Source organism: Immundisolibacter sp., from assembly GCF_014359565.1.
GTDB lineage: Bacteria > Pseudomonadota > Gammaproteobacteria > Immundisolibacterales > Immundisolibacteraceae > Immundisolibacter.
The window spans coordinates 1-12,989 of record NZ_JACIZD010000001.1 but is presented as its reverse complement, the minus strand read 5'-3'; the positions used below and the strand labels follow the sequence as shown (position 1 = coordinate 12,989).

10 protein-coding genes and 1 pseudogene are annotated in these 12,989 nt (G+C 68.4%); 8 read left to right on the top strand and 3 right to left on the bottom strand.

Annotated elements, in window-relative coordinates; translation table 11 throughout:
- The first annotated feature begins 4 nt into the window (after nt 1–4).
- The 8 genes from H5U26_RS00055 to H5U26_RS00020 all read left to right on the top strand — a co-directional run bounded on the left by H5U26_RS00055 (nt 5) and on the right by H5U26_RS00020 (nt 10,181).
- On the top strand, nt 5–1,279 hold the full coding sequence (locus H5U26_RS00055) for a TolC family protein (RefSeq protein WP_290615548.1): 1,275 nt from the start codon (nt 5–7) through the stop codon (nt 1,277–1,279).
- Nucleotides 1,276–2,583, top strand: coding sequence for an efflux RND transporter periplasmic adaptor subunit (locus tag H5U26_RS00050; protein WP_290615547.1), 1,308 nt, complete (start codon nt 1,276–1,278; stop codon nt 2,581–2,583). The genes H5U26_RS00055 and H5U26_RS00050 overlap by 4 nt, the downstream gene beginning before the upstream one ends.
- On the top strand, nt 2,580–5,744 hold the full coding sequence (locus tag H5U26_RS00045) for an efflux RND transporter permease subunit (RefSeq protein WP_290615546.1): 3,165 nt from the start codon (nt 2,580–2,582) through the stop codon (nt 5,742–5,744). Before H5U26_RS00050 ends, H5U26_RS00045 begins: the two co-directional genes overlap by 4 nt.
- Nucleotides 5,741–6,172 (top strand): MerR family transcriptional regulator, encoded by a 432-nt coding sequence (locus H5U26_RS00040; RefSeq protein WP_068803549.1) that lies wholly within the window; start codon nt 5,741–5,743, stop codon nt 6,170–6,172. The genes H5U26_RS00045 and H5U26_RS00040 overlap by 4 nt, the downstream gene beginning before the upstream one ends.
- A gap of 109 nt (nt 6,173–6,281) precedes the next feature.
- Nucleotides 6,282–6,707, top strand: coding sequence for a DUF411 domain-containing protein (locus H5U26_RS00035; RefSeq protein WP_145931136.1), 426 nt, complete (start codon nt 6,282–6,284; stop codon nt 6,705–6,707).
- A 117-nt stretch (nt 6,708–6,824) separates the two neighbouring features.
- On the top strand, nt 6,825–7,469 hold the full coding sequence (locus H5U26_RS00030; RefSeq protein ID WP_290615545.1) for a cytochrome c: 645 nt from the start codon (nt 6,825–6,827) through the stop codon (nt 7,467–7,469).
- Complete coding sequence (locus H5U26_RS00025) at nt 7,459–9,423, top strand: copper resistance system multicopper oxidase (RefSeq protein ID WP_290615544.1); 1,965 nt, start codon at nt 7,459–7,461, stop codon at nt 9,421–9,423. Before H5U26_RS00030 ends, H5U26_RS00025 begins: the two co-directional genes overlap by 11 nt.
- Complete coding sequence (locus tag H5U26_RS00020; protein WP_290615543.1) at nt 9,420–10,181, top strand: copper resistance protein B; 762 nt, start codon at nt 9,420–9,422, stop codon at nt 10,179–10,181. The genes H5U26_RS00025 and H5U26_RS00020 overlap by 4 nt, the downstream gene beginning before the upstream one ends.
- A gap of 231 nt (nt 10,182–10,412) precedes the next feature.
- Here H5U26_RS00020 and H5U26_RS00015 read toward each other — a convergent pair whose 3' ends face one another.
- The 3 genes and pseudogenes from H5U26_RS00015 to H5U26_RS00005 all read right to left on the bottom strand — a co-directional run.
- Nucleotides 10,413–11,702 carry an ISL3-like element ISPpu12 family transposase gene (locus tag H5U26_RS00015; RefSeq protein ID WP_004574636.1) on the bottom strand — a complete coding sequence of 430 codons (1,290 nt, stop codon included), beginning with the start codon at nt 11,700–11,702 and terminating at the stop codon, nt 10,413–10,415.
- A 21-nt stretch (nt 11,703–11,723) separates the two neighbouring features.
- Nucleotides 11,724–12,236 carry a signal peptidase II gene (gene lspA / locus H5U26_RS00010; RefSeq protein ID WP_290615542.1) on the bottom strand — a complete coding sequence of 171 codons (513 nt, stop codon included), beginning with the start codon at nt 12,234–12,236 and terminating at the stop codon, nt 11,724–11,726.
- Between the two features lie 3 nt (nt 12,237–12,239).
- Nucleotides 12,240–12,875 (bottom strand): annotated as a pseudogene (locus H5U26_RS00005) (cation transporter); the annotation flags it as partial.
- Nucleotides 12,876–12,989: the final 114 nt, after the last annotated feature.

Sequence of the window (12,989 nt, the reverse complement as noted above, 5' to 3'; positions counted from 1 at the left end):
GAGCATGCACTCGCCTATTTCCCCTGCCGGCCGGTTCGGCCGCGCGGCGGCGCTTGCGCTGCTGGCCGGATGCGCCGGCCTGGCGGGCGCCGAGCCCTTGTCGTTCGCCCGCGCACTGGAGCTGGCAGTTGGCGAAACACCGGCGCTGCGTGCCGACGCGGCGCAGCTCGCCGCCGCCCGCCACGCCGTGTTGCCGGCCGGGCAGTTGCCCGATCCGAAGCTCGTCCTGGGCCTGGACAACCTGCCGATAAACGGTCCTGACCGGTACCGGGTCGGCGAGGACTTCATGACCATGCGCCGGGTCGGGTTGAGGCAGGAGTTTCCCAACCGGGCCAAGCGCCAGGCGCGCGTGGCAGTGGCGCAGGGCGAGGCCGCGGTTGCTGCAGCGCAGATCGCGATCACCCGCCAGCAGGTGCGCCAGCAGGCGGCCCTGGCCTGGATCGCCCGCCACACGGTGGAGCGGCAACTGGCGCATATCGACGCGCTGCGCGCCGAGAACCGGCTGCTGGATGCTGGCGTGCGGGCACGGATTGCCGGTGGCGGCGCCGCGGCGGCGGACGCCGTGGCGCCGCGCCAGGAAGCGGCCGCGATCGACGCCTTGCAGGATCGACTCGAAGCCCGGCGCGAGCAGGCTATCGCCCGCCTCGCGCGCTGGGTCGGCGCGGCGGCGCGCGAGCCGCTCACCGGCGCCGTGCCCGACTGGCCGATCGACCGGGATGCGCTGCTGCGGCGCCTGCACGCGCATCCGGACCTGGCGGTTTTCGACGCCAGGGCGAGCGTGGCCCAGGCCGCCATCGCCCAGGCGCAGGCGGCCAAGAAGTCCGACTGGGCGCTGGCGCTGGCCTATCAGCAGCGCGGCCCGCAGTTCAGCGACATGGCGATGCTGGAGCTGAGCTTCGACCTGCCGCTGTTCACCGCCCGCCGTCAGGACCCGACCATCGCCGCCCGCCGCGCGCAGCGCGACGCGCTCGATGCACAGCGGGAGGCCACGCTGCGCGAACACGCCGCCGAGCTGGACACGGATCTTGCCGAGTACCGTCGGCTGGGCCGGGCGCTGGCGCGCCAGAACCGGCAACTGCTGCCGCTGGCGGCGGAAAAGGTCGCGCTGATCGAAGCCGCCTGGCGCGGCGGCCAGGCCAGCCTGACCGAGCTGATCGGCGCCCGTCGCGAGCGGATCGAGGCTGAACTCGAGGCGATTGCCCTGCACGGCGAGCGCCAGCAGATGGCGGCCCGGCTGCATTACGCCTATGCCGATGCCGGCTCCGGGGAGCTGCCATGAAAGCGTTCCGAAGTGTCTTGTTGTTGCTCGTGGCGGCGGCTGTCGGTAGCGGCGCCGGCGCGCTGGCCGGCCGCTGGTGGACGCTGCGCAGCGCCGAACCGGCTACCCCTGACGCCCCGCCGGGCGATGCCGCGGGCGCCCGGCGCGAGGTGCTGTACTGGTACGACCCCATGTACCCGCAGCAGCGTTTCGAGCGGCCCGGCAAGTCGCCGTTCATGGACATGGAGCTGGTGCCGCGCTACGCCGACGAGGGGGTGGACCCGGCCGCCGGGCAGGGCGGCGTGAAAATCGATCCGGTCCTCACCCAGAACCTGGGGATGCGGCTGGCCACGGTGGAGCGCGTTTCCCTTGTGGCACACGTCGACGCGAGCGGCATCGTCGGCCTGAACGAGCGCGCAGTGGCGGTGCTGCAAAGCCGCGCTGCCGGCTTCGTCGAGCGCGTGTGGCCACTGGCGCCGGGCGATGTGATGACTGCCGGGCAGCCGCTGGCGCAGCTGCGGGTGCCCGAATGGGCGGCGGCGCAGCACGAATTCATCGCCGTGCGCGGCGCGGATGATGCCGCCCTGCTGGCGGCGGCGCGCGAGCGGCTGCTGTCGCTTGGCATGACGCTGGCCGAGGTTCGCGCACTGGAGCGAGGTGATGCTGTACAGGCGCGCCATACGGTGCGCGCGCCCATCGGTGGCGTGCTGGAGTCCCTCGACGTGCGCGCCGGCATGACCCTGGCCGCCGGCCAGACGCTGGCGCGCATCAACGGGCTCGATCCGGTGTGGCTGGAAGTGGCAGTGCCGGAGGCGCAGGCGCGTCAGGTGACGGTTGGTGCGCGTGCTGAAGCCCACCTGGCCGCAGCGCCTGGGGAGACGGTTGTCGGGCGGGTGACCGCGCTGCTGCCGACCCTGAACGACGCCACGCGCAGCCTGCGGGTGCGGGTCGAGCTGCCCAACGCGGATGGCAGGCTGCGGCCCGGCCAGTCGGCGCAGGTGCAGCTGGTCGGCGACGGCGCGGACACGGCGCTCGCGGTGCCGACCGAGGCGGTGATCCGCACTGGTCGGCGGGCGCTGGTGATGGTAGCGAGCGACGGCGGACGTTACCGGCCGCAGGAAGTCACCCTTGGCCCGGAGCTGGGCGACAAAACGGTGATCCGCGCCGGCCTGGACGAGGGCCAGCAAGTCGTTGCCAGCGGCCAGTTCCTGGTCGATTCGGAAGCCAGCCTGCTCGGCATCGGCGTTGGCCCGGCTGCGGACCGGCCAGTGGCTGCGCCACACAGCGGGCATGTTCAGGGGGATGGGGCGGGGGCCGCGCCGTGATCGCCCGCGTCATCCGCTGGTCCGTGGCCAACCGCTTTCTGGTTTTGCTGGCGACGCTGCTGGTCACCGCCTGGGGCATCTGGGCCCTGCGCAGCACGCCCATCGACGCCCTGCCGGACCTGTCCGACGTGCAGGTCATCGTGCGCACCGCGTATCCCGGCCAGGCGCCGCGGGTGGTGGAGGATCAGGTCACCTATCCGCTGACCACCACCCTGCTGTCGGTGCCGGGGGCGAAGACGGTGCGCGGTTTCTCGTTCTTTGGCGACAGCTACGTCTACGTGCTGTTCGAGGACGGCACTGATCTTTACTGGGCGCGCTCGCGGGTGCTGGAGTACCTGAGCCAGGTGCAGTCGCGCCTGCCGCCGGGTGCCCGACCGGCGCTGGGGCCGGATGCCACCGGCGTCGGCTGGATTTACCAGTACGCGCTGGTCGACAAAAGTGGCCGGCACGACCTGTCGCAACTGCGCGCCCTGCAGGACTGGTTTTTGCGCTTCGAGCTCAAAACCCTGCCCAACGTGGCCGAGGTGGCGAGCATAGGCGGTATGGTCAGGCAGTACCAGATCGTGCCCGATCCGGTGAAGCTGGCGGCGCTGGGCATCACTCACCAGGCGCTGCGCGCCGCCATCGAGGGCGCCAACCAGGAGACCGGCGGCGCCGTGCTGACGCTGGGCGAGGCTGAATTCATGGTGCGCGCCAGCGGCTACCTGAAGACGCTGGAGGACTTTCGCGCCATCCCGCTGCAGCTCGTCGGCGGCGTGCCGGTCACCCTGGGCGACGTGGCGCAGGTTCAGCTCGGCCCGGAAATGCGCCGCGGCGTGGCGGAACTCGACGGCGAGGGCGAGGCCGTCGGCGGCGTGGTGATCCTGCGCTCGGGCAAGGATGTGCGCAGCACGCTGAGCGCCGTGCACGCAAAGATCGCCGAACTGCGCGCCGGCCTGCCGCCGGGGGTGCAGATCGTCACCGCCTACGACCGCAGCCAGTTGATCGACCGCGCGGTGGACAACCTCGCGCGCAAGCTGATCGAGGAGTTCATCGTCGTGGCGCTGGTGTGCGCGGTGTTCCTGTGGCACCTGCGCTCGGCCGGCGTGGCCATCGTGGCGCTGCCGCTGGGCGTGCTGATCGCGTTTGGCGTCATGCGCCAGCAGGGCCTGAGCGCCAACATCATGTCGCTGGGCGGCATTGCCATCGCCATCGGTGCCATGGTCGATGCCGCCATCGTGATGATCGAGAACGCGCACAAGAAGATCGAGGCCTGGCAGCACGTGCATCCGGGACAGACGCTGGCCGGCGAGGCCCGTTGGCAGGTGATGACCGAGGCCGCCACCGAGGTCGGTCCGGCGCTGTTTTTCTCGCTGCTGATCATCACCGTGTCCTTCCTGCCGGTGTTCCTGCTGCAGGCGCAGGAGGGCCGGCTGTTCGGGCCGCTGGCCTTCACTAAAACGTTCGCCATGGCGGCCGCGGCCGGACTGTCGGTGACGCTGGTGCCGGTGCTGATGGGCTACTGGATTCGCGGCCGGCTGCCGGACGAGACCCGCAATCCCCTGAACCGCGTGCTGATCAGGCTCTATCGGCCGCTGCTCGAAGCGGTCCTGGCCTGGCCAAAACTCACCCTGGCGGTGGCGGGGCTGGTGTTCCTGACCGCGCTGTGGCCGCTGGCGCGCCTGGGCGGCGAGTTCCTGCCGCCGCTGGACGAGGGCGACCTGCTGTACATGCCAAGCGCCCTGCCGGGGCTGTCGGCGCAGAAGGCGAGTGAGCTTTTGCAGCAGACCGACCGCCTGATCAAAACCGTGCCGGAGGTGGCGCGCGTTTTCGGCAAGGCCGGCCGCGCCGATACCGCCACCGACCCGGCGCCGCTGGAGATGTTCGAGACCACCGTGCAGTTCAAGCCGCGCAGCGAGTGGCGGCCCGGCATGACGCCGGAAACATTGCAGGCCGAGCTGGACCGCGTGGTGCGGGTGCCGGGCCTGGCCAATATCTGGATCCCGCCCATCCGCAACCGTCTGGACATGCTGGCCACCGGCATCAAGAGCCCGATCGGGGTCAAGATCGCCGGCAATGACCTGGCCGCCATCGACCGTGTTGCGCAGCAGGTCGAGCGCGTCGCCAAGACGGTGCCGGGCGTGAGCTCCGCGCTGGCCGAGCGCCTCACCGGCGGGCGCTATGTGGACATCGACATCGACCGTGCCGCCGCTGCCCGCTACGGTCTGAACATCGCCGACGTGCAGTCGGTGGTGGCCGGCCTGATCGGCGGCGAGACCATCGGCGAGGTCGTCGACGGCCGCGCGCGCTACCCGATCAACCTGCGCTACCCGCGCGCCTGGCGGGGCACCCTGGAGCGGCTGCGCGAGTTGCCCTTTATCACTCCGGCCGGCAGCCAGATCACCCTGGGGATGGTCGCCCGCGTCGAGGTCGCCGATGGCCCGGCCATGCTCAGGAGCGAGAACGCGCGTCCTGGTGGCTGGGTCTACATCGATGCCCATGGCCGCGACCTGGCCGCGGTGGTCGGCGATCTGCGGCGCGCCATCGGGCGGGACGTGCAGCTCGACCCGGGCATGAGCCTGGTCTATTCGGGGCAGTTCGAGTTCCTGGAACGCGCCAACGCCCGCCTCAGGCTGGTGGTGCCGGCGACGCTGGGGGTCATCTTCGTGCTGCTGTACCTGAGCTTTGGCCGCGGCGGCGAAGCGCTGCTGATCATGGCCACCCTGCCGTTCGCCCTCACAGGCGGCGTGTGGTTCCTGTACCTGCTCGGCTACAACCTGTCGGTGGCCACCGGCGTCGGCTTCATCGCGCTGGCCGGGGTCGCGGCCGAGTTTGGCGTGATCATGCTGCTGTACCTGAAAAACGCCTGGCGCGAGCGCCTGCAGCGGGGCCAATCGAGCGAAGCGGACCTGTGCGATGCCATCCGCGAGGGCGCCGTGCTGCGCGTGCGGCCCAAGGCCATGACCGTGGCGGTGATCGTCGCCGGCCTGCTGCCGATCTTCTGGGGTGAGGGCGCCGGCAGCGAAATCATGCGCCGCATCGCCGCACCCATGGTGGGCGGCATGCTGACGGCGCCGCTGCTGTCCCTGTTCGTGATCCCGGCCGCCTACCGGCTGCTGCGGCGCCGTGATCGCGGCGCTTCGACGTCACCTGGGTTGTTCGCCGTGGAGGAATCGCCATGACCGTGAACGAACTGGCCCGCACCGCCGGCGTGCCGGCGGCCAAGGTGCGCTACTACGCCCGGCGCGGACTGCTGCCGGCCCGCCGCGATGCGGGCAACGGCTACCGCTGTTTCGGTTGGCCGGCGCTGGTGCGGCTGCGCTTCATCGTCGCCGCCCGGGCGCTGGGCTTTACGCTGCGCGACATCGCCCGCTTGCTGCACGAGGCCGACGCCGGCCGTTCGCCTTGTCCGGGCGTGCGCGAGCTGCTCGACCGGCGGCTGGCCGACATCGCTGCGCAGCGCCGCGCGCTGGCACGCAAGCAGGCCCGACTGAAGGCACTTCGGGCGCGCTGGCAGGCCGCACCGGACGGCCAGCCGGACCCGCAGCGGCTGTGCCCGCTGCTCGACAGCGTTCCGGTCGATGTTCTGAACGGGGTCGGCGACGCCTGAACGCCGCATCACGCACTGTCATGGGGGACACGACATGAGGGTATTTTCGAAGCTTGGTGCGCGGCCGCTGGGCCGAACGCTCGGCGTGCTGGCCATCGGCGCCGCGTTGATGCTGGTGGCCGGCTGGCTGCCCGGTGGGGCCAAGGCGACGCCACCGGCAGTGACGGTCTACAAGACCGCCAGCTGCGGCTGCTGCGGCGCCTGGGTCGCGCACCTGCGGGGGGCGGGTTTCGTGACCCAGGTGCACGACGTGGCGGACCTGCAGGCGGTCAAGACGCGCCTGGGCGTGCCGCAGTCGCTGGGCTCCTGCCACACGGCCACAGTCGGCGGCTATGTCATCGAAGGCCACGTGCCGGCGACCGACATCGCCCGTCTGCTCGAGCAGCGGCCGGCGGCAAAGGGGCTGGCGGTGCCGGGCATGCCGCTGGGCTCGCCCGGCATGGAGCATGGCGATCGGCAGGAACCCTACCGGGTGCTGCTGTGGGGCACGGGTGCGCCGCGGACCTTCGCCGAGTACCCGGCGGCCGGGCGCTGAGGGCGTGCCCGGCGCCTCGGCACCGGCCGCTTGACTTGTGTCCTGGTGCCAGGTCCGAGCATGACTGCATATGCCGCACGGCGTGAGGTGCCCGGCCGCACCGGGCGGAGGTGAATCGTGATCAAGCAGCTTCTGATGGGCGTCGTCCTGGGCCTGCTGCTGATGCTGGCGGGCGGGCTTGCCATGGTCCTGGGCGGGCTGCCGAACGTCGCCGCCGGCTGGCGCGATCCGCCCATCCTGGCCTGGCTGCTGCACACCACCTATGAGCGCTCGGTGGCCCGCCGCGCCGCGGGCATCGAGGTGCCGTCCACCGCCGATCCGGGTCACGCGCTCGCCGGCGCGCGCGCCTTCGAGGAGATATGTACGATCTGCCACACCCCGCCCGGGCGGGAGCCGACGGTGCAGAGCGCGGGCCTGAACCCATCGCCGCCGGCGCTCACCGAGCTCACCGCGCGGCGCACGCCCGAGGAGGCGTTCTGGGTGATCCAAAACGGCGTGCGCATGACCGCCATGCCGGCCTTCGGCCCGACCCACACGGACGCCGAGCTGTGGCAGCTCGTGACCTTTCTGTGGCGGGCCCGGGGGCTCGACGGCGCCGGCTACGACGCGCTGCTTGCACGCGCCCGCCGCCTGCCTGCCGGCGACGGCCACGCCCACCGCCACGGCCCGGACGGCGCTGATCCGCCCGACCAGGCGCCCGCCGCCGCACCGGCGCCCAGCGGTCACGACCACCACCAAGGAGACGACGCCCATGCGCACTGACCGTACCCGCCGGCGCGTGCTCGCTGGCTTGGCCGCTGGCGGCACGCTCGCGGGTCTCGACTTGCTGGCGCCGGCGTGGGCGCGGCCGATCGGCGGGGCGGTCGGCGCCCGTCAGCCCGGTCCGTCGGAGTACGACATCCGCATCGCGCGCACGCGCATCCCGATCGCGGGGCGCGAGGCCTACGCCCACACCCTGAACGGCACCGTGCCGGGGCCACTCATCGAGCTGCACGAGGGCCACGAGGCGCGGCTGCGGGTGCACAACACGCTCGACGAGCCCACCTCCATTCACTGGCACGGCCTCCTGCTGCCGTTCGAGATGGACGGCGTGCCGGGCGTGACCTTTCCCGGCATCGCGCCGGGGCAGAGCTTCGAGGCGCGCTTTCCGGTGCGTCAGGCCGGCACCTACTGGTACCACAGCCACTCCGGCTTTCAGGAACAGACCGGCGTGTACGGCCCGCTGGTGATCCACCCCGCCGGCGGCTACGCCGAGCCCTTCGAGCGCGACTACGTGGTGATTCTGTCGGACTGGACCTTCGAGGACCCGTGGGCCGTGATGAAGAAGCTCAAGAAGCAGAGCGACTACTACAACTTCCAGCAGGTGACCTTGCCCGAGGTGATCGCCGGCGGCGCGGCGGGCTGGCGCGACTGGCTTGCCTGGGGCGCGATGCGCATGAGCCCGGCGGATATCGCCGACATCACCGGCTACACGTACACCTACCTGCTGAACGGCCTGCACCCGGACGGCAACTGGACCGGCCTGTTCCGCCCGGGCGAGCGCGTGCGGCTGCGCTTCATCAACGCCTCGGCGATGACGTACTTCAACGTGCGCATCCCCGGGTTGCCGATGACGGTGGTGCAGGCCGACGGGCAGGACGTCGAGCCGGTGGAGACGGATGAGTTCCAGATCGCCGTGGCCGAGACCTACGACGTGCTCGTCACCCCCGGCGAGGACCGTGCCTACACCGTGTTCGCCGAGGCCATGGACCGCAGCGGCTACGCGCGCGGCACGCTCGCCCCGCGGCCGGGCATGGCAGCGGCGGTGCCGGCGCTGCGCAAACCGGTGCGCCGCACGATGGTGGACATGGGCATGGACCATGGCGCCGGCGGCCACGCAGGCCACGGCGGTGGCGGGTCGGCCGCGGCCGCCATGCCCGGCATGGACCACGCGGCGATGGGTCACGCCATGCCGGCCCCAGCGCCGGCCGGTGCGAGCGCAGCCGATCACGCCGCCATGGGCCACGGCCCGCCGGCCGGCGGTGCGCCCCACGCCGGTCACGCCGGTCCTGAGCCGGCCGCGCCGTCCCGCGGCGTGCTGGGCGGCACCGACCACGCGCCGCATGGCGCGCACGCCGCGCCCCTCGACCTCGCGCCCGGACGCGTGCGCAGCGCGCGCACCGGCCGCGAGCGCGCCGCGCCGGGGCCCGTGGCCGGCCAGCACGACGCGGATACGCACGGCGTCGGCAACCAGGCGGTGGCGATGGTGCAGCGCGACCGCACCGCCGAGGCCGGCCTGGGCCTCGACCGCGAGGAGCACCGCGTGCTGGTCTACGCCGACCTGCGCAGCCGCGCGCCCGGCGCCGATCCGCGACCGCCCGGGCGCACGCTCGAGCTGCACCTCACCGGGCACATGGAGCGCTTCATGTGGTCATTCGACGGCAAGAAGTTCTCGGAGGTGAAGGCGCCGATCGAGGTGGGCTACGGCGAACGCCTGCGCATCGTGCTGGTCAACGACACCATGATGGAGCACCCCATCCACCTGCACGGCATGTTCGTCGAGCTCGACAACGGCCAGGGCGAGTACCTCCCGCGCAAGCACGTCGTGAACGTGCGCCCGGCCGAGCGCATGACGCTGCTGCTCACTGCCGACGAACCCGGCCGCTGGGCCTGGCACTGCCATCTGCTCTACCACATGCACATGGGTATGTTCCGCGTCATGGAGGTGGTGTCATGAAGCCCATTATCGGAGGCATCGGCGCGGCGCTGCTGGGCCTGGTCGGCGCGGCGGTTCACGGGGCGGAACCCGGCGCCGGCGCACCGGCGGATTTCCCGCACGTGCACGAAGACGATCATCCCTTCGGGCTGGCCCTGATCGACCGCCTCGAATACCGCGACGACGAGGGGCCGAACCACCTGCTGTGGGACGCGCAGGGCTGGTACGGCGGCGACTACAACCGCCTGTGGCTGAAGACCGAGGGCGAAAGCCCGGTCTCGGACAGCAACGGCGAGTTCGAAGGGCAGGCGCTCTACGGTCGGCTGATTGCGCCGTACTGGGACCTGCAGGCCGGCCTGCGCTACGACCGCACCTTCGGCAGCGGGCCGGACCGCGACCGCGCCTTCGGCGTGCTGGCCGTGCAGGGCCTGGCGCCGTACCGCTTCGAGACCGATCTGGCCCTGTTCGTGAGTGAGGACGGCGACCTGAGCGCGCGCGCCCAGTTCGAGTACGACCTGCTGCTCACGCAGCGCCTGGTCCTGCAGCCGCGGGTCGAGGTCAATGCCGCCGCGCAGCAGGTGAAAAGCTGGGGTGTCGGCAGCGGCCTGAACGACCTGCAACTGGGCCTGCGCCTGCGCTACGAAATCCGCCGCGAATTCGCGCCCTACGTGGGCGTCGAGTGGGTCAGGAAGCTCGGCGACACCGCCGACTTCGCCCGCGCGGAAGGGGAGGACACCGGCAACCTCGGTCTGGTGGCCGGGTTGCGGCTGTGGTTTTGATGGCGCTACAAGAGCGATGCGTTACGTTGCGCGTAACCCATCTGTCCCATCCCATTGGGCTTGTAAAGACGGCAACCGTAAGTGTTAGGAATTTTTACACCCTCGCAGAGGAAGCCAACGAAAGTCACAGGAACAAAATTAACGTAATAATTCAAAATGACTTAGTTATTTATGGGTATACGGATTTAATGGTTGATGGGGCACCTTCACCCCATCAATCTGATACCACCCTCAGATGGTTGATAGATCGACTCCGTAGTTGAGTTCCTCTGCGAAGTCCGGCAGTCCGTAACCGATGGTTTTCTTGTAGAAAGGAGAGACCTTCGCAGTCGGTGCCTTCTTCTTGTGCTTCGTGGTGTAGAGCATTCGTGCCCGCATCACCTCGAAGGAGTAACCGCGCCCTTCACGGTTCTTGTCCTTGGCCAGTCGGTTGATGGACTCCGTGTAAGCGTTGGTGACGGGCATGTCCGTCTCGAAGTAGGTCATGGTCTCTTCGCGCCAGTTTCCCACTGCCCTGACCAGATCGCTCCAGACTTCCTTTTGGCCCTTCGGGATGGTGGCTATCCACTCGTCCAGGGCGGCTTCTGCCTGGAGCCGTGTGGTGGCGTCCCAGATGCCGTAGAAGCGCTCCTTGTGCTCGTAGGCGGCCAGCAGTTGCGGGAACGCGCCTGTCCAGGTCTCCATGATGAGGCGCTCCCGGTCTGAGACTTCGTGAGCGCGTTTCAGCAGGATTTTCCGGTCTCCCTTGAGAGTCCGGCTCTGGGACGGTTTCAGCTCCTTTCTGAGGCCCTTGCGCACTCTCTCTAGGGCATCGTTGGCCATGCGCACCACATGGAACTTATCGACCACGATACGGGCCTGGGGCAGCACAGCCTTGACCGCTGCCCGGTAGGGGTTCCACATGTCCATGCTGACGATCTCGACCTTCTGCCGGTCTTTCAGCTTCATCAGGTAGTTGGTCACCACGTCCTGGCGGCGGGTGGCCAGCAGGTCGAGCAGGGTTCGCTCCTCAATGTTGGTCAGAATGCAGCGGTAGCGCTTGTTCAGGTATAGCTCGTCAATGCCCAGGATGCGGGGCGTCTCGAAGCGGTGCCAGCGCCCCAGGAACTCGGCGCGGGCGTTGAAGATGTCGCGCACCGTCTTCTCGTCCAGGCCGGTCTGTGCCGCCACAAAGGTGTAGGGGTGGTTGAAGGATTCCTTCTCCACGTACTCATGCAGCCGCAGTGTCATACGGAATCCGTCCACCATCTCCGGTAGCTGGGGCCTGAATGTTGTCTTGCAGGCCCGGCAGGTGTATCGGCGGCGGACCACCCAGAGAGTGACCCGCTTGCCGTGGATGGGCAGATCACGATAGGGAACGTCACGCTTGCCGAACCGTACGAACTCACCCTGCACGCCGCATTCCTCGCAGGCGATGGGATCGGGCACGTCCACCTGGAAGTGCATTTCGTCGTCGGTTGATTTGCAGCCCAGTACTTGGTATTGCGGCAGGTGAAGGATGTTGTCGGGAAGTTCGGTCATGGTGTTGTATAGGCGTAGGTGTCAGTCAGATCCATCCGACTCGGCATTGGTGTTTGCTTTTTTACCCAACAAGCTGCTGGAAACGAAAAGTAAGGCACCGAGGACAATTGCAATATCAGCCAGGTTGAAGGCCGGCCAATGCCAGTCTCGCCAATAGAAATCAAAGGAATCCACAACATAGCCGCGAAAGACCCGGTCAATCAGGTTGCCCATGGCGCCACCGAGGATAAGACTGTAAGCGATGGCTTCTCCTTTATGACGATTTTCAAGGATCAGCTTGATCAGAAAAATCGAGACCACTACCGCGATTCCGGTAAAAAAGTAGCGCTGCCAGCCTCCACCATTCGCAAAAAGACTGAATGCGGCACCGGTGTTCCATAGGTGCACCCAGTTAAAGAACGGGGTCACCGAAACATACTCGCCATAGGCCATTGATTGCTGCACCAGCCACTTTACAGCCTGATCAGACGCTGCCAGCAGGCCCGATATGGACAATAGGGCATACGGCGAGAGCTTTTTGCCAATAATGAGCATTATTTAACCCTTCAACGCCAAAATGCGTCTGGCACCGTTAAGTACAATGCCCCCCGCGATGGTGCCGATAATCAGATCCGGATAATTGGAACCGGTCCACGCGACCAGGGCGCCGGCGGTGATGACCCCCAGGTTGATCACCACGTCGTTGGCCGAGAATATCCAGCTTGCCTTCATGTGCGCCCCGCCTTCCCGATGTTTGGATATGAGCAGCAGACAACTGGTATTGGCAATCAATGCGACGAATGCGATAGCCATCATCACCAGCGATTCAGGCTCACTACCGAATACAAAGCGTCTCACCACCTCTACGAGCACGCCCACAGCCAAGATCAGTTGCAGTACACCAGCAAGATGCGCGGCACGTACCTGCATTTTCACGCTATGTCCAACCGCATAAAGGGCAAGCCCGTACACCGCCGCATCGGCAAAATTGTCCAGGGATTCTCCAATCAGGCCGGTGGACCGGGCGATCAGACCGGCAGTCATTTCCACCACGAACAGAAGTGCATTGATGCCGAGCAACCAGCGCAGGGTCCCGGATTCTTGCTTAGCAGAAGCTGCCGAAAACTCGGCGGCCTTGATGGTCTCCGGATTTGCAGCGACGGTTTCCTGAAGCGAGGCGCCTAGGGAAACGCTGATTTATTCCCACGTCTTGGTGGCGTGAGACCTTGGTCCTGAGACAATGCGGTCTGGTCCGCAGCGGGGGTGAGCAGACGTCATGCAAACGAGCTTTTCCGATCTCGAGTACGC

Coding starts and splice junctions, on each gene's coding strand:
- H5U26_RS00055 (WP_290615548.1), top strand. CDS start 5: ATGCACTCGCCTATTTCCCCTGCCGGCCGGTTCGGCCGCGCGGCGGCG.
- H5U26_RS00050 (WP_290615547.1), top strand. CDS start 1,276: ATGAAAGCGTTCCGAAGTGTCTTGTTGTTGCTCGTGGCGGCGGCTGTC.
- H5U26_RS00040 (WP_068803549.1), top strand. CDS start 5,741: ATGACCGTGAACGAACTGGCCCGCACCGCCGGCGTGCCGGCGGCCAAG.
- H5U26_RS00035 (WP_145931136.1), top strand. CDS start 6,282: ATGCTGGTGGCCGGCTGGCTGCCCGGTGGGGCCAAGGCGACGCCACCG.
- H5U26_RS00025 (WP_290615544.1), top strand. CDS start 7,459: ATGCGCACTGACCGTACCCGCCGGCGCGTGCTCGCTGGCTTGGCCGCT.
- H5U26_RS00020 (WP_290615543.1), top strand. CDS start 9,420: ATGAAGCCCATTATCGGAGGCATCGGCGCGGCGCTGCTGGGCCTGGTC.
- H5U26_RS00015 (WP_004574636.1), bottom strand. CDS start 11,702: ATGACCGAACTTCCCGACAACATCCTTCACCTGCCGCAATACCAAGTA.
- lspA (WP_290615542.1), bottom strand. CDS start 12,236: ATGCTCATTATTGGCAAAAAGCTCTCGCCGTATGCCCTATTGTCCATA.